Here is a 25,160-nt window from a genome sequence, read left to right as displayed (position 1 = left end):
TTGAAAGTATTCATCCAAATATTGGGGATTTTAGTCCTGCTGGGGAGTGGTATTGCATGCAAAGGTACCAGCTCATCGGTGGAGGAAGATAAATCTGTTCAAGTTGATTTCATTTCCAATATAGATCAGCTCCCAAGATTCAGCTGGCCTGGATCCAACCAAGCCTATTTTCAAATCCTTATCCAAAAAGAAGGAAAAACAATATGGAAAGGTAAAAAAGAAAAATCTACCCACCATACGGATATCATGTATGCAGGCCCAGACTTAACTTCAGGAGAACAATACACCGTAAAAGTAAGTACTTGGGATGAAAAAGAAATTGTACTGGATACCTATGCTAATTCCTTTTATGCTCCATTGGACTATCCAGAAGATTGGAATGGGACCTGGATAAGTTATGACTATCACCCAGATTCTGCTTTGCCTGTATTTCAAAAAACATTTAAACAAGATAGATCAAGAACCTTGGCAAATGCCAGGCTGTACATTGCTGCTCCAGGTTTTTACGAAGCCTCTATCAATGGGCAAAAAATCGGAAAGCATGTTTTGGATCCTGCCCAAACGAATTACGAAGATTATACTTTCTATACGGCTTTTGATCTGGACCCGATGCAGCTGAAGGATCAAAACATCCTGCAAATCATGCTCGGTAACGGCTGGTATAACCAAAATGTCGTTTGGGGAAAATCCATGATATATGGCCATCCCGTGTTCATAGCCCAACTAGTTTTACAGTATACAGACGGATCCAGGGAAGTGATAGAGACGGATACCTCCTGGAAATGGAAATTTGGTCCTATAACGTTTTCCAATATCTATGCAGGAGAACACTATGATGCCCGAAAGGAAGTAGGAGAAACCACTGAAATACAATGGAGAAACGCCCTATTGGCCCATAAACATCCATCCAATTTATTACAACAATACCTTCCCGCCATTCAGGAAATGGAGGTAGTAAATCCAATAAATATAACAGAGCCGCAGCAGGGTGTCTACGTATTAGATATGGGACAAAACATCACAGGCTGGACTTCATTAAAGCTAAAGGGAAGCCCAGGCCAGGAAATCACCCTACGTTTTGCTGAAGAAATCGACAGTGCAGGCAATATAGATCCCACATCTACCGGAGTCAAAGCGACAAAACATGTGCAAACCTGTAAATACATTTTCAAAAGTTCAGGCACCGAATATTGGCAACCCAGGTTCACTTACCATGGCTTCAGGTATGTGGAGATCAGCGGGTTAAAGGAAAAGCCGGGCCTAGATATCCTAAAAGGAAAAGTGCTCTATTCTAAAATGGACCTGACAGGTCATTTTACTTCTTCAGAGCCTAATCTTAATAAGCTTCATGAACTGGCACTTTGGACCATCAAAGGAAACATGCAGGGAATACCGACAGATTGTCCGCATCGCGAAAAGTGCGGATGGACAGGAGATGCCCACGCTGTTATCCATGCTTTGACCTATAATATGGATGCCAGACTCTTCCTTACCAAATACATGTTCGATATGCGTTCCTCGGGAAGGAATGTTCAAAGAGAACTTTACTTTGGAGAAAGTTTTCATGACCGAAGTATCATCATGAAACCAGTTGGTATTCCTACGATGATCGTACCCGGAAGAAGAACCAGCGGGACCGCTTCACCAGATTGGGGAACGGCCCAGGTACAAATCCCGTGGTATCTCTATTTGTATTACGGACAAAAAGAAATTTTGGAGACTTTTTATCCAGACATGAAAAACTGGACCGATTATGTCCATGAGAAAAATGTAAATGGTATAATCACGCATGGTTTGGGTGATTGGTGCCCTCCTTCTGGAAACGGAGGAATTGAATGCCCCGTTCCGATCAGTTCCAGTGCTTTTCATATATTGGATGTCAAACTAATGATAGAGGCAGCCAATGTGCTGGGGAAAAAACAAGATGTGTTTAAATACAGAAAACAGTTAGAAGAATTAATTATTCGGTTTAATGAAGCGTTTCTTGATTTGGATCAAAGCACTTATGGAAGCCAAACTGCCAATGCCCTTGCCCTGGATATTGGTATTGTCCCTGAGCATTTGAAAAAATCAGTAGCGGCATCTATCGTAAAAGATATCCATGGAAACGGTGACGGATTTTTGACCACAGGCATATTTGGTTTGAGTCGTATTTTTAAAGTATTGAGTGAAAATGGTCAAGAAAAAGAAGTATATCGCCTTCTTACCAAAAAGGGATACGGGAGTTTTGCCTATATGTGGGAGAAATATGATGCTACTACCCTTTGGGAGGTTTTACCTGTTCTTGATTCAACAGCACTTTATAACGGCCGTTCCCACAGTCACCCCATGCAAGGGGGCTATGATGCTTGGTTTTATTTCGGATTGGGAGGAATTAACCCAAGTCCAGACGCTCCTGGCTTTGAAAAAATCATTTTCAAACCCTACCTGACCCAATTTATAAAACAAGTTGAAACAGGCCATGTCTCTCGACATGGAGAAGTAAAAAGTAGCTGGACCAATGAAAATGGAGTATTCACATGGGAAATAACGATACCCCAAAATTGCACCGGAGCCGTGTATGTTCCCGTTCATTCGAGTGAGCAACACATCACCCTCAATGGCAATCAGGTAGGTTCATTTAAAAATACTAAGGATAACTTTGTCTTTATCGGTAATTATGAAGCCGGCACTTATCAAATTATCGCATCAAGCACTACAAATTAGCATAAAACTCATGTCTATTTTAAAATACATTGTATCCTTTTTATTGATTTTATTGGGTAGTCAGGTCATGGGACAAGATACTCAGGCTTCCCATAGCTTTAAAGATAACCGTGTGCGTGAATATGTTACACCACAAAAAATCTTATGGGTATCCAGTGACAGTACAATACACAATATTGAAGGCCTTCTTCAGCCGGGGAATGGTCAGGCTGATTTAGTAGGCAAAAACACCTGTACCCTACAAGGAAATCAAGACCTCAATCCCGCCTTCCTACTTGACTTTGGAAAAGAATTACATGGTGGACTTCAAATTGTCACCGGTATGTTTGAGGGCAAAACCCCTATTACACTAAAAATCACCTTGGGGGAATCAGTTTCTGAAGCCATGTCTGATGTAGTGGGATCCTCTGCTACCAATGAACACGCCATCCGTCAAACAACCGTTCAGGTTCCTTGGTTGGGCAAAACAGAAATCGGCAACAGCGGCTTTAGGTTTGCCAGGGTTGAATTATTGGACAAGGACAGGACTCTCCAACTTAAAGAGGTAAATGCCATTTCCATCTATCGGGACATTCCCTACCTTGGAAGCTTTAAATCTAATGATGACCGCCTGAACAAAATTTGGGAAACCGGTGCCTACACTGTTCACCTGAATATGCAGGATTATTTATGGGATGGCATTAAAAGAGACCGCTTGGTCTGGGTAGGTGATATGCATCCGGAAGTAATGACCATTAAGGCTGTTTTTGGTGCCAATGAAGTGGTACCAAAAAGCCTCGATCTGATCCAGGGCATCACTGATTTACCTTCTTGGATGAACGGAATCAGCTCCTACTCCATTTGGTGGATATTGATACAACATGAATGGTACAAAGCCTACGGAGAGCTGACTTATTTGAAAAAGCATGAAAACTACATCTTCGAGTTGCTGGAATTATTGGAACAAAACATTGATGAAAATGGAATGGAAACATTGGAGGGGCGTTTCTTAGATTGGCCAACCAGTCCCAACAAAGAAGCGGTACATGCAGGGCTCCAAAGTCTAATGGTCATGGTTTTCAGAACCGGAATAGATCTGGCCAATCTCCTTGGACACCCTGAACATATTAAAGGTTATAAAAAGACCATTGAAAAACTGAAAAAGCATGTCCCTGATCCGAATGGAAATAAATCTGCGGCAGCATTATTGGCCATATCCGGTTTAATGGATGCCGAAAAAGTAAACAATAAGTGGTTATCCAAGGATCCCAATTCAGGGGTTTCCACCTTTTATGGTTATTACGTTCTACAGGCAAGGGCTATGGCCGGTGACTATACGGGGGCGATGGATGTGATCCGAGATTATTGGGGAGGAATGTTGGACCTAGGGGCCACCACCTTCTGGGAAGATTTTAACCTGGAATGGGCCAAAAATGCAGGAAGAATAGATGAGCTGCCTAAAGCTGGAAAAGTGGATGTTCACGGAGCATACGGCGATTACTGTTATGTTGGTTACAGGCATTCCCTCTGCCATGGCTGGGCTTCAGGCCCCACGGCATGGCTTTCAGAACACGTATTAGGTATTACCATAACGGATTCAGGGAATACGGTTACGATCTCCCCCCACCTTGGAGACCTTGAATGGGTGGAAGGCAGTTATCCGACCAAATTTGGGGTGCTATTTGTAAAACACACCAAAAACAGTGACGGTAGCATCTCATCACAGATCCAAGCCCCAGAAGGGTTGACCATTATCAATAATTAAAAGCATAAGGCAAGAGGTTGCTATAAATCCATCCACTTGCCAATTTAGCCTAACATGAAAAACTTACTTTTATCAATTATTTTCCCTCTATTTATTCTCCTAACTCCCCATTCCAACGGTCAGCCAAGTCAATCGGCTAAATCACCCAATATTATTTTTATTTTGACCGATGATCAAGGGGCTCATCTTTCAGCATTAGGCACCAAAGGCATTCATACGCCCAATCTGGACCGACTGGCCCGGGAAGGCGTACTTTTCACCAATTCCTTTGCCACTGTGGCTTCTTGTTCACCTAGTAGAAGCTCCATTATGACCGGAATGTATCCCCATGCTAACGGCCATTGGAGAAATACCATCACTCCCAAATTATCAGATCCCGATACGGAATTTGGCCGGCAATCATCCACAGTAGATAAGGTGGGGGTACACGAATATATCAAGACCCTCCCTGAGGTTTTAAAAGCCCATAATTACTATACGGCCATCACCCAGAAATTTCATATGAGTCCGCCTTGGAAATTCCCTTACAGTAGCAGAAACCCTGTCCATCATGATCCAGAAAAGTATAAAAAAGTAATTACCCAATTCATTGAAGAATCTGGCAGCCAACCATTTTTCATTCAGGCCAATATTAGTCCCCCACACAGGAACTTTGACCACCATATGAAAAAGTTCCCCCAATACTTGACCAAGCCGGATGAAATTGCAGTTCCCGATTACCTGCCAGACACTCCACTCATACGAGAAGATCTTAGCAAATATTTTGGGTGCATTCAGTTGGCTGACGCTTGTGTGGGTGCTATCATGGAGGTATTGAAGCAAAAAGGCATCTATGAGAATACCATAATCATTTATACCAGCGATCAGGGAGAACCTTATCATCGAGCGAAAGCCTCCCCCTACTATGCTGGAATGCATGTGCCCTTTATAGGGAAAGGTCCAAACATCCAGAAGAACATCATTTCAGATGCCCTTATTTCTCATGTGGACATCATGCCCACCATCCTTGATTTCGCAGGGCTGCCTATCCCCTCCACCGTACAAGGAAAATCACTAAAAGACCTACTAATTGGCAATAAAAAGCAGGTACCCAATAGAAAATATATCTTTGCCGAGCACAATTCCCATGGCCCCCCAAGGGCAGAACACTATCCCAGCAGGGCCGTCTTCGATGGCCAATACTATTATATCCTTAACCTTATGCCAGATAAAGCCTATCTGCTTCCCGCTGACCTGAGAGAAGAAAAACCTTGGGGAAACAAGAGTTATGTTGCTACATTAAGAGCGAAGGAGCTTTTTCCCAGCCAATATAATGCCCTCCTGATGTTGGAATCAGGGCGTCCAGCTGAGGAGTTATATGATATGGCAACCGATTCCGGCCAATTGAATAATTTGGCCAATGATAAAACCTATCAGGCTAAAATCGAAAAATTAAGAAAAGTGCTGTATCATTGGCGAAAAAGAACGGGGGATGATTATAATGACCCAAATGATATCCCTACTAGACTTTCTTCTAAAACCCGATGATAAGTATGATAGCCTATGGGACTATTGGTTTAAAATTCACTCATCATTTCAATCATTTGGGATAGGTTGGTACAAAAAACCTAAAAAATCCCCAATCATATGCGGTTGGGGATTTTTTTCGGTTCAAGCATTAATTCTTCCCATTCATGAATGAATGGAAGTATTATATTCCGCTATCAATCAGGGGGAGAATATGAATAATTAAATCTCCTGTCCGGTGCAGCGTCTCCATCCAAAAAGAAAGCCGTCATATCATTTAAGTGTTGGGGATTATCCAACCAATGAAAATGAAAGGCAAGTTTCTTTCCACTGATACCCAAGGCCTTTCTGGACACTGCTAACTCCAAACTGTTTGAATTAGTACCAATAGGTAGGTGCTCCATGAATTCCCAAGTATTTCCGTTCCATTTTTTTAAGGTGCTATGGGTCCCCTCCACCTTTCCGTGATTGATTAGAAAATCATATCCTTCCCATCCTGTGGATTTATCCTGGTCCACATCAATAAATAAAAGCATCCAATTTTCATCAGAGGGTCTACTCAAAGAATTTGCTGTCTTTACAAAAAAGTAGACTGTTTCCTTATCATCACTCACTTTGGATTCAATGATATCATTTCTTCCAGAATAATTGGTGTATTTCATTGTTGGATCATAACCTGAAAAATCACGATGAACAACATCTCCTTCTGGATCATAAAATACAGGAAAAACCTCCTCCCAATCATCAAAATGACCATCTACTTTCACTTTTCCTGAATTATAGGGCTGAGGCTTTTCCATGCCTTTAAATTTTCTAATGTTAGCCACTAATTGATAATAGTAGTTATCTGAATACCCACCTTTCATTGGAGCTATATCGCGATTAAATTCCTTGGTAAAGGCATCTACAAACCAGCTATCGCCAATTTGAATAGGACGACCGGCATACATCCCTTGGTAACTTTTATCCATTTTTTCATCCCATACAAACCGTTGTGCCACCCATTCGTTCCATTGGGTCACCATTACGACCTGGGGATTTACTGAATGTGCCCGATTCCATTGTTCCGCAAACTGTCTGCCCTCATCTGTGTATTCTGTAACATAATGTTCATTCACCTTTGGCTGTTCTCCATTCTGGTAGCTTTTACCGATATTGGGATGCGGGTGTGAAGCGGTGGACACGGTGATCTGCTCTGCAATCTTCCGAGTATCACTCCAGCCGTAAGCTTGGGGATATTTATCCAACCATTGCCAATGATTGGGCTCATCTTTGGAATTGGTCCATGCCCAACTTTTTTTTATCGTAAAAAAATCCTTTACCTCAGGACGTAAAACCGGATCATCCTCTTTCCCCATTATCAAAGGTTTTCCATCCCAATAAAACCATAGTTCTTGAAATTCACCTTTAGCATAAAACTCGTCATAAAGTTCATTCATTACCTTTCCGCTTTTCGAATTGGAAAGAAAACAAATTTCAGGTGTAGGTACTCCCTGCCTTCTCATTTCTAACGAAACTTCGCACAGTTTTTTGGCGGTGTTTAGGTAAGTAAAACCATTGGTTACATCAAAAAAAATGAAATCCACTTTGGCATTGCTGAGCATCTGAAGGTCCTGGCGTATTACCCAGGGATCTTCTGAACGGTAATATCCATATTCAGGTTCTGCCCAAAAGTGAAAAGCCCCTTTTGGCCCCCATGCATAATCACCGGATGGATCGGACAAAATTTTAGTGATGTCGAAGACCTTATCATTGTGTGCCCCATGCCAGATATAATAAAATACCCCTACCAATTTATCTTTTCTGAGTGCTCCCACTTCTTTATAAGATGGAAGTTTTCTACCTAATGCATCCGTGGCGACCCAATCGTCCGAAATAAACCTATCTTGGCCCCAGCTCCAATGGCTTTGAAAAAAAGCGGTGAAAAACAGTAAAGCGGCTATTTGTTTCAGGTTATGAATCCTCATAATTGTTTTATAAATCAATAAAAAAGGACGGAAATATATACAAGTATATTTCCGTCCTATATCCTAGTTAATAAGGTTTAATTCCATGTGGAAGGCTGACCAATTCCCGGCAACCTCCTTACCTCCTCGGTCGATAATGGCAACATCAAATACTTATCAGATGTAGCATTTCTAGGTACGTCTATGGCTACTCTTTCGTAAGAAAAAACACCATTTTTGGTACCATCGGAGCTTGTAATCCGCATTCCGGTAACTACACCATTGGTATCTAAGATATTCCACCTTCGCTGGTCATAAAAACGATGGTCTTCAAAACAAAGCTCCACCCTCCTTTCGTTTCGGATCCTTTTCATTAACCAATCCTGATCGTTGACATAACCGGGAACGGCTTGGATTTGAGGCTGACCTGCTCTTTGTCTTATGGTATTTAGGGCATCTGATGCTTCTCCTAAATTGCCTAATGCACATTCCGCCTCCGCTAAATTAAGATAGAGTTCCGCCAAGCGGAAAAATACTTTATTGGCATTGGCCCCTCCTGTGGTAGATCCCCAATAACTCGCACTTCTGAATTTCTTGCCATAATAACCGGTGGTACTTCTTCGCTTGTCTACTTCCGTGTCAGAGGTCGGAGTTCCATTAAAACCTGTCCCTGGAAATCCCTCAAAAGTATATATTCTTATATCTGGCTCACTGGCAGCCATCCCTTTATAACGTCCATAATTCACACCATTAAAAACAATGGCATGGGAAAGTCGAGCATCCCTATTCGCATAAGGGTTGTCCCCTGGGTTTTCGCTATATCCTGGTGCAAGATTTACATCAGTATGGCTATTGTTATTATACGCCGATACTGGTAGGCTACCATCTAATAACTCAAAACTGTCCACTAATTCCTGACTAGGCACCACTCCAGCATTCGCACTTTGTGTTGGAGAACCATAGGCTGACAAATCCACCCCATTTTGGGCGTTCATTTCTCCGGCCCCGTTAGCGGAAGACCTCAGTATCACTTCAGCATTGAGTACGTTTGCCCCTTCGCTGAACATGGTACTATAGTCGGCCATAGCTAGTAAATCATATTCTCCACCGACAGCCTCAATGGCTTGTCTGGCAGCATCAGCAGCAAGTTGCCATTGTTGACTTTCCCCTGTTGGATTATTCAAGGGGCTTGCGTTAAACAAAAGTACACGGGATTTTAAAGCATAAGCCACCGCCATATTGACTTTGTCAAATTCATTGTTAGCGGGTTGCCTAAATGGAATTCGACCTGCTTGTATCACTTCGTCAATTTCAGCTACCAACCTGTCGGTAATGGCCTTATATGTAGGTCTCTCAAGGTCTGCCCAACCTACAAAATCAGGATTAAAGGCTTCATCAGCAAATGGGATGGGGCCGAAATTTTTGATCAGCATAAAATGATACCATGCCCTTAACAATTTCGCCTCATCCACCCATCTGGCAATATTTTCCTTTGAGATTAGTTCTTCTGAAACCTCTGATTGGGGCAAATATTCCAAGGCCAGGTTACACTTCCTTATACCTTGCCAATAGGAATTCCAAAGTGTACTGGAAAACATATTTCTATCCGGGGACAATAAACCGCTGTGCCAATCAAATGCCAAACCTGTTCCCGCCCGGAAGCCGTCATCAGTAAATGCATCCAGTAATTCACCTCCATGGTAACTATGAAAAGTGCTGTTCAGATTATCATAGCAGCGCTCCCTAAAGTTACTGATATTGATCTTGTTCAGCAGACGGTCCACTGTAAGCTTGTCTACTGGTTCATCGTTTATTTCATCTAAACAACTGCTCATGCCCAGCATGGAAACAAAAAGCAGTGTCTTGGTATATTTATTGAATATTTTCATCTTTCAGTTCTTTTTAATCGTAAGGGCATTAAAATTTCACACTGACTCCTGCATTATATGATTTGATCAGGGGATAATTGATATTGCTCCCTGCTGCCGTTTCAGGATCAAAGTCATCATTAGGAAGCTTGTCCAACGTAAATAAGTTGAGACCGCTCACATAAAACCTCACGGACTGTGCACTCAACCGTTCTGAAATATATTCTGGGAGGGTAAATCCCAGTTCTATATTTTTTATTCGCAAAAAAGAACCATCCTCAATCCAATAATTCGTGGTCCGGTAGTTCGCTGTATTGTTGCCCAGTCGTGGGTAAACGATCTTCTCCCCGCTTGCCACTTTTTCAGGCGTCCAAGCATTTTTCATATATTCTGTAAAATTGTCCCTGTTGGCCCATCTGCCAAAACCTGAAAGCAATACATTTCTGCCGGTAGCGCCATTGAGAAAAACACTAAGGTCAAATAGCTTATAATTAGTTTGAACATTAAGCCCGAAGAAGGTTTGCGGAACACTGGCATTGGCCAAGGGAGCTATATCCTTTTGATCTACCACGCCATCTTCATTAAGATCCACAAACTTGATATCACCAGGTATCGGAACGCCTCCCAGGGCGGACTGATCTGCCCAAGCATCGATTTCTGCTTGTGAGTTGAACAACCCAGCTGATCTATATCCCCAATACTGGCTAATGGGATAACCTTTACTTCGATAAGGGTAAGCAAAGGTTTCATCATAAGGAACCTCTGCAAGATCTTTTATTTCATTTTTGGAATAACTCATGTTTCCGTTAATGCTGACAAACCAATCTTTGGAAAGGTCTTTACTATACCCTGCAGCTATTTCAAATCCCTTATTTATAGAGGCGCCGATATTAGCAGGAGGCAGCGATGCCCCTCCCAATCCCATCATACCACCTGGAATGATATCGATATTATTGACTACTAAATTGCTATTGTCATTATAAAAGAAATCCATGCTTAAGTAGAGTGAATTCCATAAAGTCGCCTCCGCTCCAAGGTTATACATCGAAAATGTTTCCCACTGATAGTTCTCATTTCCTAATTGGTTTTCTGTCGCATTTCCGTTCCAGCTGGTGATATACAAAAACTGGTTACTTTCACTGTACCCAAAGGCCTCATTTCCAATGGTTCCGGCACTGCCCCTCAATTTCAAATAATTCACGGCAAATGAATTTTCCAGAAAGCTCTCATTGGAAAGTACCCATCCTAAGCCCAAGGAAGGAAAAAAGCCATATCGGTTGTCTTTATGAAATTGTTCTGAACCCTGATAGCCAAAATTAGCCTCTGCGATATACCTTTTGTCATACGCATACATGAATCTTCCAGAGATCCCCAAAAAATTATTGGGTAGTAAGATCTGTTTTTGTGATCGGTTTTGCTCGCCCAGAAGAGTGGCAGCTACCTCGTGCTTTTGGTTAAATATTCGGTGGTAATCTGCCCTGGCCCTAAAATTATACATATAGTAAAAGTACTTGTTTTGCCCATCAGCCAGGGTAGTATTGGATGTTCCTGGTACCAGGGCATAGCCAAGAGAATCAGCCCCACTGATGTCGGTAAAAGTCGCTACCTCATAAGCTTCATAATCTCTCCTCCTTATTTGTGAGCTCCTTGAAAGTACATCAAAGGATACTTGGCCTGACAAGGTCAGTCCCTTTACACTACTGATTTGTTGGCGAATCCCAAAAGTATTGCCCAATCGGGTTACGGTTTCTGCTTGAGAACCTGTTCTGTTCAAATAACCGTAAACGGACTCTCTATTTCTAAAATTCAATCTATCTCTTCTAACCAGCACTTCACCATTGGGAGTAAGGTCATTATGGGCATTATTGGGTGTTTCATACAATTTGGCCAATACAAAATCCCAGCCCTGTCCCGCGCCAATATAAGGGGCATTATTTCTTTCCAAGTACCCACCGACATTTACGTAGGCCTCCGTAGTAGGTGATAAGGAAATATCGAGATTGGTTCTAAAGTTAAACCGATTGGTCTTTGATTTGGCATCATAACTGTATTTTTCAAATGGGTCATTTTCAAAAAGACCACTTTGGTTCATATAGCTGACGGAGGTAAAAAACCTCATGGCATCACTACCTCCCCTAAAATTAATGTTCAACCTACTCATCAAGGAAAAATCCTTCATAAAATCGTCCACCATATTCCTTACTGGATAAAATTCTGTGGAATCCGCCAAGCGGTAACGTTCCATCTCAAATGGTGAATAGAATTGGGTACCCCTATGGTCAAGCCCATTACCGCCAGCAGCAATGTCCTGGGCGTCCGCAAACAAAGTATCGTTTGCCACCCGTTGATTATACATTTGAGCATAATCGTAAGCCGAAACCAAATTAGGTTTTCTCGTTGGACTCTGGAAAGATTGGTCAAAGGAAACATTGATCTTAGACGCTCCGTCAAACCCTCTTTTGGTATCAATTAGAATAGCTCCACCACCAGCTCTCATGCCATACATGGCCAGAGCTGCTGCATCCTTTAAAACAGTCACTTTCTCAATCTCATTAGGGTCAATCCCCTGAGGATCACGCTCCACACCATCCACCAGGTATAATATCCTATTTGAATTTGGAGAATTTTGACCTCTAATCTGTGTAGAAAAAGCCTCCTTTCCAGGTTCTCCATTGTTTTGAATAATATTCAATCCCGGTAATCTCCCTTGAAGCGCGATGAGGATATTGGTAGACCTGCTTTTTACAAGTTCCTCTCCACTGATGGTAAACACCGAGGCATTAACATAAGGTTTACGCTGCATCCCATAAGCCACACTTACAGGTTCATTGGTAACGGACTTCTCTACAATAGTACTGTCCTGAGGCATCAATTCAGGAAAGACCGTTGAATAACCGTCTTTGCCCAACATCATCAATGCAAAAACGCCTACGGAAAATATATAGTTAGATTTTATTTTTATCGTCATTGTCAAGTTCCTTTTAAGGTTTATTTGTGATTATTGCCATGCTTCCGGTTGTTCCATATTTGGAAGTAGCTTTTTATCCACGATGGGGATAGGAAGAACTTTGTACTTTTCATTGTGGCATTCCCAGGTAAATGGAATTTGATACCTACTGTGCTTAAATTGTCCATCAGCCGCCTTAGTGACCTCCATGCCACTTATCGTATTATGGTTTTGGTCACTGATGATGTCCCATCTCCTGATATCATAAAATCGGTGATCCTCCAATACCAGTTCTACCCTTCTCTCATTTTGTATTCTTTTCATCAACCATTGTGTATCGCCCCCTTTAAAATCAGGAACCTGACGGATGGAAGGCTGGTTGGCTCTTAATCTGGTCATATCCAATGCATCGCAGGCCTCATCAAATTTTCCTGCTCCACACAATGCTTCTGCATAGTTGAGATAAATCTCTGCATACCGCATCAAGATGCCATGATGATTGACACGTTGGTTTGCTTGCCCTTTGCTTCCAGCACCGTACCACAGCGGATCCCTATCTTTCCCAAAATAATATCCTGTAAAAGTCTTTCTGTTGGTTCCAGAGGTCACATTCCCATTAGATCCTGTACCTGGAGCTCCTAAATAGGTCCAAACAGTGATCGGGCCTAACTGGTAAGATTCCCCGAAATTGTTACCATTGAAAAGAATGTCTCTGTAAAAACGATCATCCCTATTATCATAAGGGTTATTTTGATCATCATATCCTGCTGCTAGTGCCTCTGCGGTAAAAGTTGGATTGGCATGGGATGCATCATAATTTTCCACTATTAAGGCTCCATTTTTCAACTCGTAAGCATCCACTATTTCCTGAGATGGGGTTTCCCCTGCTTTAAAATTAGGGAAATTGCTTCTTTTGGGTTTAGCAGTCGCCAGATCCATTCCATGAACGTTTGAAAACTGTGATAAACTACCTCTGTATCTCCATATCACCTCCTTTGCCTCCAAATTAGTGGCCATAGGGGAAATGTACATTTGTTTGGTATTTTCAAAATTCTCCAATGAATATTGGCCAAGATCCAGAAAAGCTTTTGCGGCATCTGCTGCTGCTTGGTATTTTGCTTTGTCACCAGCTGGATTGTTTAATGGACTGGCATTATATAGAAGTACACGTGATTTTAACCCATGGACAAAACCGAGAGGAATCCTATATTTATCCGTAATATTGAAAGCTTCTCTTTTTAGGGGAATGTTACCGTTATTGATTACCTCATCAAGTTCTGCTACGATGTTATCAGTAATTTCTTGATAGCTAGGCCGCGTCATATCTTTCCACCCATCAAATCCCAATTCCGGTGTCTGATACATGAAGGGAACCGGTCCGTACATGGAGATCAGCTTGAAATGGTAAAAAGCGCGCAGTACTCTTGCCTCATCCACCATCAGTTTGCGCTCGTTAAGAGGCAGCTCATTTTCCGTTACGGTAACCCCATCAATATTATTGATCAAGGTATTACAATGCCGGATGGCTCCCCAATATCTACCCCACCAACCAACATTGGGATTCATATAGCTATTTCCAGGATTTGAATTTGCCCAAACCGCAGCATTAGAAGGCGAAAGTAAACCAGATCGCCAGTTCCCCATACTTTGTCCCTGAAAATTAAACGTATTGTCAGTGAGAGATTCTTCAGTTGTCCAAAAATACAGGTAGGATCTATCCTCAGGAATCCCCATATAAGCAGAGGTTAGCATTCCCCTGATTTTGTCGGGATCACTTAGCATCCCTGCCAAATCCTCCCTCGAGTCATCCGCCCGGTCCAAAGCTTCTTCAAAAATTCCTTCGCAGCCGGCCATTAATACCAGTCCTGCGAACAGTGCATTTATAAATAATAATCTATATTTTCTCATTTTATTCGTCTTTAAATCTTTTTTTGGGGTATCGATCAAAGGGTAATGTTAAGTCCTAAATTATAGGTCGCAAAAATCGGATGACTGAGGGAGTTGGATACCTCTGGATCCATCACCTTGTATTTCATATTATCCCATAAGGCTACGTTGGCACCATTCAGATACAACCTTAGGTTGTCGATTTTTAGCCTGTTGGATACCGTCTTTGGAAGTGTATATCCCAACTCCACATTTCTCAATCTGATATACCATAAATCCTGAATCCAGTAATTACTTGGTTGCTTACTCACTGAAACCCCATCCACGTGCATTCTGGGATATATGATCTCTTCTCCCTTTGCCACTTTCTCCTCTGTCCACGCACCACTGTGATGTTCAAAGTAGTTCTTATAACCACCATAGGCGTTACCGTCCCAATCATAGACCCCTCTGCCAGATACATCAAAACCATAATTACTTACCCCGTGAAACAATACATTAAAGTCAAGACCTTTATAGGATACCGAAAGGTTAGCGGAATAATTGAACTCAGGTACATTTGGGGATTTCATGGGTACCATATCCCTAGGGTCAATGATCCCATCACCATTCACATCCTCATACTTGAGGTCTCCGGGCATGGATACACCTCCCAGGGTGGTCTGATCTGCCCAGCCATCTATTTCCGCCTGATCCACGAAATACCCCAACGAGTTGTATCCCCACATTGTCCCCCTTCTAAATCCTTCCTGCCGAATGGGGTAAGCATAATCTTCCCCTAAAGAAGCCTCGTTGATACTGATCACTTTATTCCTGGCGTAAGAGGTACTCAGCCTGGAAGAAAGCCTTAAGCCAGAAGAGAATGTTTTGTTATAGCCTATGGATGCTTCAATACCCCTATTGGTCATTACACCGCTATTTGTAGGAGCTAAATTTTGCTGGCCGTACATATAGACTGGAATATTACTATTGGTAATCAAGATGGAACTTCTTTTTTCGTAAAACAGATCGATATCGGCTTCAAACCCATTCACAAAATTGGCCTCTAAGCCCAAATTAGCCTTATTGCTGACCTCCCAAGAGACATTCTTATTAGGTACAGAATTCTCATATACCGGTCCGGGCAATCCTGGAATTCCTGGAATTCCAGTAAAATAGCCTCCTCCGTTCTGCGTCCAGTCATCTACATAGATAAATCGGGTATTAGAAATTTTATCATTCCCAACCTGGCCGAATGAGCCACGGATTTTCAAGAAATCAACAGCTTTGGAATCCTTTAAAAAATCTTCCTCACTGATTACCCATCCAAGCGAAAAGGAAGGGAAAAATCCAAACCTTTTTCCCGGTGCAAACTGTTCTGAACCGTTCATTCCAAAATTAAACTCTGCCAGGTAACGGTTCTGATAGCCATATGTGGCCCTTCCTACTAAACCGACGTAGTTAAACGGAACTTGTGTATTGATCACCTTCTGACTTTGCAAATAAAGTAATTGGCCAGTTACATTATGTGCATCAAACTTCCGTTTGTAATTCATCGATGCCTGAAGGTCAAAGTTGGTAAAAAAGCTTTGAGTCAATACTGAGCTAAGTTCCGTATCATTCCCTGCTCCGGGCAAATAATACAAAGAGTCTTGTGCCCCTGAAGTGTCCAGTTCACCAATATAAGTCTGATAGGTTCTTGCAAAACCTCTAATATGCGTAGCCCTGGAATCATAAGATGCCAACACCTTAGCCGTAAGCCCTTTTGTAATAAAATGAAGATCCTGTTCCAATCCAATGGAGGTATTCAAGGTATTTTGGGTGGTGGTACGATACCCCGTTCTGTTTAAGTTTCCATATGGCGTTCTTTCAGCTCCGGAAACGCTGACTACTTCTCCCTCTGAATTTAAATCCGGATAGGATATTGATGGAATATCAGCGTATGCGGCCAATTGTAGGTAATAAAACGAAGCTGTAGTTGCCGCACTGTTATTGGCCCCAAAAATTATCGGATCATTCTTATCTTGAAGGTAACCCGATAAATTCAACCAGCCCCTTAATCCCTTATTGATCTGCATATCAATGTTTGCACGATAATTAAACCGGTCCAAACGTTGCTCATTATCGTAATTATATTCATCCCAACGCTCCGTTTTAAAAGGTCCTCCCTGTTTCATGTACCCTACACTGGTAAAGTATTTGGTTTTTTCAGTACCACCACGGACATTGACATTTGCCTTGGTCATCGGTACATAATCGTACATCAATTCCTCATAGAAATTCCTGTCTACATAATACTCAGGAAGGTAATTGTTCTCGTAAGCATCAAAAACAGCTTCAGAAAAATCAGGAGGAGTATTTCCTCCGGTAAACTGATTATGTTGGGCAATCACCGCATTTCTAGTTCTCATATAGTCTACTGCCCCCATGGGCTTGGGAAGCCGGGTAGTCGTCTGAAGGGAATAATTAACATTTCCGGAAATCTGCGCTTTTCCTTCCTTTCCTTTTTTGGTGGTAATCAAAATCACCCCATTGGCTCCTCGAACCCCGAAAACGGCGGTAGCAGAGGCATCTTTAAGGACAGAAACAGACTCTACATCATAGGGGTCTATCGTCGCTATTTCCCTTTCTACCCCATCTACCAGTATCAAAGGGCTGGAATTATTCATGGTAGCCTGACCCCGAATAAGGGTTTGTACATTTTCGCTTCCCAGCTCTCCATCTTTAAGCATTACCGTTAAACCAGGTAGTTTTCCAGCTAAGCCAGTGGTCAAATTAGATGTCGGTGTCCTAACAATGTCCTCTGCAGAAATGGTAGAAATGGCCCCTACCACGCTTTCCTTCTTTTGAGCTCCATATCCAACTACTACCACTTTCCCTAGTTCCATGGAATCTTCCTCCAAATTAAGGTTGATGATGGAACTGTTTCCAACCTCAAAGCGCTTTCCCTTAAAGCCTATAAAGGAAAATACCAGCACATCTCCTTTTTGTGCTTTGATTTGGTAACGCCCCTCCAAATCCGTAACTGTTCCAACCACCGGGCCTTCCCCTTCATTTTCAACAATAACATTTACCCCGATAAGCGGTTCTCCATCGGGCCCGGTAACAGTCCCTTTGACAGTCTCTTGCTGCGCATTGGCTATTCCCCAAAGTGTGCACACCAAGAACAGGGTACAGTAAATTTTCATCTTCATGTAATAAGAGTTTAAATGGGTTAATAAAATTGACTATTTCTTACAAACAGGCTCTAGGCCACAAAAAAAGGCTAACAATTATTCGCCTATTAGTAACAATATTAAAAATACTGGCTGCGGAAAGTATCCTGTTTCTTACTGCACACCGAGACAAGGATAAAATATTATCAAAGTAAAGACACTTTTATTCAAAATTTCACAACTAAAACGAGCTGAAATTCAGAATCAAATAAAAATTTTATTCAGTACATTCTTAAATTGAAGTTGTAAAAAACACAAAATACATTTTATTAGGTAACAATTTAGCTTCCATGCATTTTCAAATAGGTACGATCACATGAAATCAACTCAGGATTGCATCACCATTCCCCTTCAGTCGGACGACTTAAAATTTCAAGGGGACTTGTTTTATAATTATTCCCCCAATTTCCCTCAGGTTTGTTGGCGGCAAATTCTTCGGGACTAAAAAATCTATCCTTAAACCTGTTCATCCATGAATGGGTCAATTGGATAAGCCGTTCCTTTTCTCTCTTATAGTCGGGGTCCTCGAACAAATTATTCAATTGATGAGGATCCTTTTTGCGGTCAAATAATACATTGGTAATTTTCAAAGAATCCCTGCTCATGGAAAAAGTATAATCCTTTGTTACCACTCCCCGCCAATTGTAATTATTCTCTCCTCCTCTACTGTATACCCATAGAGGAACTGAATCTACTGCATCCTCCACTTCTTGGATAATGGCATTAGATAGATCTTTCCCATCATATTCTTGACCACTATCAATGCCTAAAAGCCCCAGTACAGTGGGCAGGATATCCAAGGTGCCAAACAGAAGTTGAGTAGATGAACCGCTGATCAGTTTTTCAGGATATTTCATGATAAACGGGATACGACTGGAGTAATCATGGGCATACTGCTTAGGGAGAACGGCATGATGGGATTCCAGCATATCTCCATGGTCAGCTGAAAAAATGGTAAGCGTATTTCCATCTTCCCCGATTTCTTCCAGTTTTTCCATTAACAAGCCAAAGGCCTTATCCACACCGGAAACCATGGCCATATAACCGTGGTACATTCTTTTCCTATCCGGGGTAGGATCCAGGCCTGGCCTTAACCTTATAGAATCTCTATTATAAAGGGCCATAAGTTCGTCCATCGTATCATAGCGATAATGCATTTTACCATCTACTCCTTTAAATTTTCCCCAATCGTGAGGGGGGTGCCATGAAACTATTAGGGCAAAGGGTTTATCCTTATCAATGTTGTCCAGATAGGATAATGCTTGTCTGGTTTGGCCATACACCTCCCATTCATCAAAAAACTCCTTTTTCCCCTCTTCATTCCAAAAAAAAGCCTTTCCAGGCCTAAAATCCACGTGGCAGTTGTTTGTAAGAAGAGTTTCAAAACCATATCTCATCTCTCCTTTCGGGATTGGCCTGTCCCGGTCTCCTCCCAATAAGTGCCACTTCCCTATATAGGCCGTTTGATACCCTTGGTCTTTTAGGATTTCACCCATTAATTTGGATTGATTGGGTAAAAGAGGTGTATCATTGACAAAAGCTCCATTTTTTAGAGGATGCATCCCACTCAATAACATCCCTCTAAAAGGCGTACAAACAGGCTGGTTAGAAAAGCAATTTGTGAATAAAACACCCTCACTTGCAAACTTATCCAGGTTTGGTGTTTTTATCTGTTGGTTTCCATACGCTCCTAGCATATCATAAGAATGCTGGTCGGATAGTACAATAAGGAGATTGGGTCTTTTCCCTTTTTGATCACTTTGCTGAGCGGTGGATTGGGTAATCAGGCCAAGAACCAACGAAATAGCTACTAACAGTATATTTATTTGCCTGAAATACAATTTCATTTTTCTTCTCATTATTTTAATACTGTGCACCCTAAAATATAATACTATTGGCTAATCGGAAAAGGTTTGAGCCAGCCTTAGAAAATGGGCTGAGATTTCCTGTCCACTTAAAACCGATGGATTTTGGTCTGGTCTCTTTAGGTGAATGGGGATTATTTTGCACGTGTCAAAGATAAAATATGACAACAGTTTTAATAATCCCATTCAATCCTACATTGTAAAACCTCACATAAATGCCCACCCTATTGGTCTGAGATTAATGTGTTTAGTAAAGACCTGATCACCTAAAATATTCATCCCCCTCCTAATCTCCGAGCTTTCCAATCAGCGCCGAACCATCTTCCACACTTCTGATCCCGCACTGAGAAATCCCCCTACACCGAAAATGGCTGTAGTTTCAGGATCAAAAGCTACTGGATAACCACCTACTGGCTGAATATTAATTAAACGACCATTAGGCTTTTGCCTTTCGCATAGTGCTTCCCAGCCCTTTCTTACGGGGGACTCGTAATCATTATGATCTAAAATCCCATTATTAATTCCCCAAGCCAAACCGTATACAAAAAATACCGAACCACTGATATCGTCCTGAGCAGGATGCAGTGGGTCTAAAAGACTAGGGGCCCAAGTTCCGTTTGCTTTTTGGATACGGATGAGTTTAGCAGCCATTTTCTTGAAAATCCCTAAGAAATAGTCCCTCTCAGGGTGGTCTTCAGGAAGGAATTGAAGCACTTCCACAAGTGCTGCCACTACCCATCCATCTCCTCGGGCCCAAAAGACTTTTTGTCCTCCTGGTGACACTTTGCTGATATCTCTTTTATCATGAAAATATAGGCTATCTTCTTCGGACCAATACCAATCATGCGCCTGTTTCCACTCTTGGACCATATAGTCCATATATTTCTTTTCTTCGGTTACAGCGCCTAAGCCTGTCCACACAGGTGCTGCCATATAAAGAGCATCACACCAATTCCACCGTTCACGGTTATACCTTAATCTGATCTTTCCATCTTCCCCTTGGATGGTCTTTTCAGGTGGATTGGCCAGAATCCAATCAAATTCACCCTTCAACTTTGAAATTATCTGGGGATTTTTTGATAGCTGGTAAAGCTTAATATAGGATAACCCAACAGCATGGTCGTCTGCATGGTATTTTCGAGGTCCTATTTTCCAGTCATTCTGTGTTCCCACATCCTGGATAGTTTGAAGATGATTTTCGTCTCCAGTGATTTCGTAAAGGTCAGTAAGGCCCATATAATACGGTGCCCAATGCCATTCCAATTCACCGAAGGGAGCTGGGTTATGGTTTTGCCAGTTTGCTGCCTTCTCCAATCTATCAATGATAACTTCAGGTTCAAAAACATTTTCCTTGGAATGGGTACCTAACCATAACCACCATAATATAAGTCCTAATTGTACGTTCATTTTCTTAATTCTTATTTAATCGTTTTCTGATACGTTTTGCAGATAATTACTCCAGTCAGCAGAGGTTTTAATAGTCCCTTCCTTTTCCCAACCATAGCCCGCCTTATATTCGACTTTTCCTAAAGCATCCGTAGAAGTAATCAATAAGGCGTTCCCTTCGTCTTTACGTATGGGCTCAAGTAGCTTAAAAGCACTAATTCTATTCGGGTCCATGACAACACCTGTTCCCACACCAAAACCATCGATGTTTTCCCAACATGTCATATAACCAGCTGACAGATCTTTTGTCACCTCAGCCTTTCCATCATGTGTGGTAATTCCTATAGCCAAGGGTAAGCCCACGGCCAATTGGCCGTTTTTCCAGAAAGTAGAGGCAACAGAATAAAACCGGTCTCCCAAATGGATGGATATCTGCTTTTCCTCCTTATAATTATCTCCTTGATACTCCCAATCATAGGTCAATACAAAAACCGTCTCTCTTTTCTTACTTTTGATAATCTTCCACTCGGTATAGGTATTGGAAGTAATCAACGTATCTTCAATCCATAGACCAAGTCCGCCACATCCACGAGAAGATCCAACATGATACGGATCATACCCCTCCCCATGGTCTCGGTGGTAGGATTGCTTTGCTTCGTTACCCTTGTACCATTTATCGATGATAGGATAATCTACCCGCTTGAGCCAACAATCAATTCCGCTATCTTCCGTTCTTTTACGCATGGTAGGCCCATAAGCCCTGAAGGCCACCAGGTCATTTTCCCAAGCAAAGTCGTCCGCCCGCTCAGGGACATGCCGTGCATAAGTTCTAATTTGAGCCGTGCGATGGACGTTGCATGAGATGATCAGCAGTGCTGCCCCTACAATCCCAAGGAGGTGAAATAGAGGTTTTATCATGCTACAGCGAAAAAAGTAGGTAAATTTTATATTCATTGATCATTTTTTTAACATTTCTCTATATTGTCCACACTTTTCGGAAACCGATAGAAGTCTATTTTAATTGCATGGCCAAGCAACTCTCCTTAATCAAATGAGCAGCTTGCATTTTGATGATCCCGCGATAGTCAGGGGCGATTCTTCAGAGGATAGCGACTGCTAAGATTTGCCGGCATTGCTGAGGGTATATATCCAGCCCCCGTTCCCCGGTCTCCTTGGGGTTTATAATGAGGACTATTTTGAGTACTCTCCGGCTCGTAAGTACTTTTTCCGCTTTCAGTCTTCCACCAAATTAACCATTGCTTATCCAGCTCATTGACCTTTTCGGGATATTGACTGGATAAATCATGGGTTTCCATGGGGTCGGTTTCTGTATCATATAATTCCCATCCGTTTCCATCGATCTCCACCAAACTCCACCTATCCGTGCGGATTGCACGGTTATCCATAAATTGAAAATACATAGGTGATTTTCTGTCCCACTCCTCCCCCTTGAGCAAGGCTGCAAATGACTCCCCGGCCACCACTTTTGTATTATTTTGATCCGTACTTTTTTTATCCATATTGCCAGCGACATCCAAGAAAGTAGGAAAAACATCGATCACATGTAGTGGATCAAAAAGTAAAGCTCCATTATTACTAATTGCTTTAGGCCACCAGGCAATGGCACCGGTTTTTACCCCTCCCCCATGCTGGCTTATTTTATAGAGTCTCCTTGGCGTAACACTGGCATAAGCCCAACCTGTTCCGGGCTGATAGTTTGACCCAATATCACCGGGTAGCAATCCCTTTTGGAGCATAACACTGTCCATCACTGAAAAAGAATCTGTTCCGTTGTCACTAAGGAAAATCACCAAGGTATTTTCAGCAAGACCGTTTACTTTTAAACTTTCCAACAATTTGCCTATTCCATTGTCCATGCGCTCTACCATTGCGGCATAAACAGACATTCTTAGGTCCTCCAAATCCTTTTGGGCAAAACTCAAGCTTTCCCATTCTGGAAGATTTTGTGGGTAACCTGGAAGAGGGGTGTTTTCATTGACCAGCCCTATGGCTCTTTGTCTTTTCACACGAGCCTCCCTAATAGCCTGCCAACCTGAAAGATAGGTTCCGCGGTATTTCATAATGTCTTCCTTGGGGGCCTGTAGGGGATTATGAGGGGACTGGTAGCTCAAATAAAGAAAAAAGGGGTGGTCTTTATGGCCTGCCCTTTCATTAACAAATGATACGGCCCGCTCACTAAATTCATCCGTACTGTAAAATTCATTGTCAAAATCTTTATATATTTTTTTGTTCTCCCGATAGTCGGAACTGCCCTGAAAATAGGTAGAATAGCCTCCCAAAAACCCAAAAAAATAATCAAAGCCTTTTTCATTGGGTTCACCATTTAAATGCCACTTACCGATAAGCCCGGTGCTGTATCCTTCTTTTTTTAATTCTTGAGCAATATTCTCCCCATGTTCTATCCCATAACCGACTTTAGGCCACCACTGTCCTGTGAGTAGTGAACTTCTTGAAATCACGCACATTCCTGCATTGTGCATATTGGGAAGCCTCACTCCTTCATTGGCCATACTGTTCAGAAAGGGAGTTTGAATTTCACCGCCGAAACAGCCTAAATCACTATATCCTAAATCATCAGCGACTATAAGAATTATATTGGGTTGTTTTTTGGTAATCGATTCTTTCTTAGTACAACCAAAAAGAACAAGCGGAAAAAACATGATCACAAAAAATAGGTTAAATGGCATGATTGTTTTCATTCTATACGTTCTTTACAATACTATACCTGTCTCAATTTGAGACAGGTATATAAGACTGTTCAACAATTATTAGATTTGATTCCTAATTTGATAAATTCCTCTTATTGCTCAGGTTAAATACTTCCCCGATCTATAAAGTCAAAATAATTTTGTACCGTCTCACATTTATTCTTCTTCAGCATATATGCAGCTGAGTCAGCCATCACTTCAAAGTCGGTACTCAATACGGATATTTCCATTACTTTTTTCAAAGGTGTTTCATTGTAGGAAATCACACCTAAATCAAGACCTAATCGAAGTTCACTTCCTTTTACTTGCTGTAAAAAGTTAATTAGGTCTGACTCATCTATGATGATATAGGCATCTCCTTTCTGGAACTCCATGTAGGGATATATTTTATCAATTATTTCAGCATCACAGTTTATATCTTCACAGAATTTGGTAAAGCCGTTTATAATTTCATTTGGATAAGGATAAAATGGGTTTTCAGGAAACACCAAAACTATTTTTTTATATTTTTCTTTATTTGAAATCGCTGAGCATAAGGCATTATAAATGTCCCATTTAAAGTCTTGATAAATACATGGTACCGACTCTCCCAATTCTGGCAGGTATTTGTCCATTAATAATAATTGTCCTGCTGGCATTGCCCTGAAGTAGTCTATCACCTTATCAATCACATCCTGTTTGTCATTAAAGTGAGGCATGACTACAAAATGGTCATAGATCAATTGGTTTTCCTTTAGTATTTCACGGAGGTTATTGGCACTACAATGGTGCACCTTTAAATCCACTTGGAAGTCCCCTCCCAAGGCATCAACAAATGCGTTAAAAATTTTAAGTTTATAATTACTTAGCTTATTTAAAATGATCAATACCTTCGTTTTGGACAAATTGACATTACGAGCAACAAAAAAGCCTTTACTCATAACTGAAGTCACTATTTTTTTTTCCCGCAAGTAATTCATCGTCTTGACAATGGTGTCTTTTGATAGTCCAGTGATATCTTTTAATTCACTGATTGAGGGAAGCTTTTCTCCTATTTCTATATCCTTTCTTTCTATAGATTGGATAATTAAATCGGATAGCTGCTTGTATTTAGGAATCCTTGAGGATTCATAAATCAAACTTTCAAAAATTTTTGATTCACAAATCATGGTTATTTGGGGTTGGGTTAATGATGATCATCTCAAAATAATATATTCTGGACAAGCCAAAACAAAATTCACCTTGTAACAACAGCACATTACTTTACGATTCTGTTTTAAGGGAAAATACTATTCACTCCATTCGCAAAACCACTACATCACAACAATATTCAGCTTTACATTCTATCAACTTGGAAACTAAAAATGATCCAAATCAGGCTATCTTACTTTGTAGCGTTCAAC

At 41.5% G+C, this 25,160-nt stretch carries 13 protein-coding genes; 3 read left to right on the top strand and 10 right to left on the bottom strand.

Going from position 1 to position 25,160, the window contains the following annotated elements:
* The 3 genes from ACYVAA_RS15230 to ACYVAA_RS15220 are packed head-to-tail and all read left to right on the top strand — an operon-like array spanning position 1 to position 5,977.
* Positions 1-2,706 (top strand): family 78 glycoside hydrolase catalytic domain, encoded by a 2,706-nt coding sequence (locus ACYVAA_RS15230; protein WP_460543237.1) that lies wholly within the window; start codon positions 1-3, stop codon positions 2,704-2,706.
* Between the two features lie 10 nt (positions 2,707-2,716).
* On the top strand, positions 2,717-4,450 hold the full coding sequence (locus tag ACYVAA_RS15225; RefSeq protein WP_460543235.1) for an alpha-L-rhamnosidase-related protein: 1,734 nt from the start codon (positions 2,717-2,719) through the stop codon (positions 4,448-4,450).
* Positions 4,451-4,504: 54 nt separating this feature from the next.
* Positions 4,505-5,977, top strand: coding sequence for a sulfatase family protein (locus ACYVAA_RS15220; protein WP_460543233.1), 1,473 nt, complete (start codon positions 4,505-4,507; stop codon positions 5,975-5,977).
* Positions 5,978-6,153: 176 nt separating this feature from the next.
* Here ACYVAA_RS15220 and ACYVAA_RS15215 read toward each other — a convergent pair whose 3' ends face one another.
* From ACYVAA_RS15215 to ACYVAA_RS15170, 10 genes are all read right to left on the bottom strand, one after another.
* Complete coding sequence (locus tag ACYVAA_RS15215) at positions 6,154-7,923, bottom strand: hypothetical protein (protein WP_460543231.1); 1,770 nt, start codon at positions 7,921-7,923, stop codon at positions 6,154-6,156.
* A 77-nt stretch (positions 7,924-8,000) separates the two neighbouring features.
* Positions 8,001-9,791, bottom strand: coding sequence for a RagB/SusD family nutrient uptake outer membrane protein (locus tag ACYVAA_RS15210; protein ID WP_460543229.1), 1,791 nt, complete (start codon positions 9,789-9,791; stop codon positions 8,001-8,003).
* Positions 9,792-9,819: 28 nt separating this feature from the next.
* Entirely contained in the window at positions 9,820-12,738 is a 2,919-nt protein-coding gene (locus tag ACYVAA_RS15205; protein ID WP_460543227.1) for a SusC/RagA family TonB-linked outer membrane protein, read from the bottom strand.
* Between the two features lie 30 nt (positions 12,739-12,768).
* On the bottom strand, positions 12,769-14,625 hold the full coding sequence (locus tag ACYVAA_RS15200; RefSeq protein WP_460543225.1) for a RagB/SusD family nutrient uptake outer membrane protein: 1,857 nt from the start codon (positions 14,623-14,625) through the stop codon (positions 12,769-12,771).
* 35 nt (positions 14,626-14,660) lie between these two features.
* Positions 14,661-17,777, bottom strand: coding sequence for a SusC/RagA family TonB-linked outer membrane protein (locus tag ACYVAA_RS15195; RefSeq protein WP_460543223.1), 3,117 nt, complete (start codon positions 17,775-17,777; stop codon positions 14,661-14,663).
* A 359-nt stretch (positions 17,778-18,136) separates the two neighbouring features.
* The gene (locus tag ACYVAA_RS15190; protein WP_460543221.1) at positions 18,137-19,657 is read right to left on the bottom strand and encodes a sulfatase family protein; all 1,521 of its coding nucleotides are present in this window, start codon (positions 19,655-19,657) and stop codon (positions 18,137-18,139) included.
* Positions 19,658-19,969: 312 nt separating this feature from the next.
* Positions 19,970-21,070, bottom strand: coding sequence for a glycoside hydrolase family 88/105 protein (locus ACYVAA_RS15185; protein ID WP_460543219.1), 1,101 nt, complete (start codon positions 21,068-21,070; stop codon positions 19,970-19,972).
* Between the two features lie 15 nt (positions 21,071-21,085).
* On the bottom strand, positions 21,086-22,003 hold the full coding sequence (locus tag ACYVAA_RS15180; RefSeq protein WP_460543217.1) for a DUF4861 family protein: 918 nt from the start codon (positions 22,001-22,003) through the stop codon (positions 21,086-21,088).
* A gap of 131 nt (positions 22,004-22,134) precedes the next feature.
* Positions 22,135-23,769 (bottom strand): arylsulfatase, encoded by a 1,635-nt coding sequence (locus ACYVAA_RS15175; RefSeq protein WP_460543215.1) that lies wholly within the window; start codon positions 23,767-23,769, stop codon positions 22,135-22,137.
* A 113-nt stretch (positions 23,770-23,882) separates the two neighbouring features.
* Positions 23,883-24,926, bottom strand: a complete 1,044-nt coding sequence (locus tag ACYVAA_RS15170; protein WP_460543213.1) for a GntR family transcriptional regulator — start codon at positions 24,924-24,926, stop codon at positions 23,883-23,885.
* Positions 24,927-25,160: the final 234 nt, after the last annotated feature.

Source organism: Echinicola sediminis, from assembly GCF_054777495.1.
Note: the sequence above shows the minus strand (reverse complement) of the source record. Positions and strands in the feature narration are given on the sequence as shown.

Coding starts and splice junctions, on each gene's coding strand:
- ACYVAA_RS15225 (WP_460543235.1), top strand. CDS start 2,717: ATGTCTATTTTAAAATACATTGTATCCTTTTTATTGATTTTATTGGGT.
- ACYVAA_RS15220 (WP_460543233.1), top strand. CDS start 4,505: ATGAAAAACTTACTTTTATCAATTATTTTCCCTCTATTTATTCTCCTA.
- ACYVAA_RS15215 (WP_460543231.1), bottom strand. CDS start 7,923: ATGAGGATTCATAACCTGAAACAAATAGCCGCTTTACTGTTTTTCACC.
- ACYVAA_RS15210 (WP_460543229.1), bottom strand. CDS start 9,791: ATGAAAATATTCAATAAATATACCAAGACACTGCTTTTTGTTTCCATG.
- ACYVAA_RS15205 (WP_460543227.1), bottom strand. CDS start 12,738: ATGACGATAAAAATAAAATCTAACTATATATTTTCCGTAGGCGTTTTT.
- ACYVAA_RS15200 (WP_460543225.1), bottom strand. CDS start 14,625: ATGAGAAAATATAGATTATTATTTATAAATGCACTGTTCGCAGGACTG.
- ACYVAA_RS15195 (WP_460543223.1), bottom strand. CDS start 17,777: ATGAAGATGAAAATTTACTGTACCCTGTTCTTGGTGTGCACACTTTGG.
- ACYVAA_RS15190 (WP_460543221.1), bottom strand. CDS start 19,657: ATGAGAAGAAAAATGAAATTGTATTTCAGGCAAATAAATATACTGTTA.
- ACYVAA_RS15185 (WP_460543219.1), bottom strand. CDS start 21,070: ATGAACGTACAATTAGGACTTATATTATGGTGGTTATGGTTAGGTACC.
- ACYVAA_RS15180 (WP_460543217.1), bottom strand. CDS start 22,003: ATGAATATAAAATTTACCTACTTTTTTCGCTGTAGCATGATAAAACCT.
- ACYVAA_RS15175 (WP_460543215.1), bottom strand. CDS start 23,769: ATGAAAACAATCATGCCATTTAACCTATTTTTTGTGATCATGTTTTTT.
- ACYVAA_RS15170 (WP_460543213.1), bottom strand. CDS start 24,926: ATGATTTGTGAATCAAAAATTTTTGAAAGTTTGATTTATGAATCCTCA.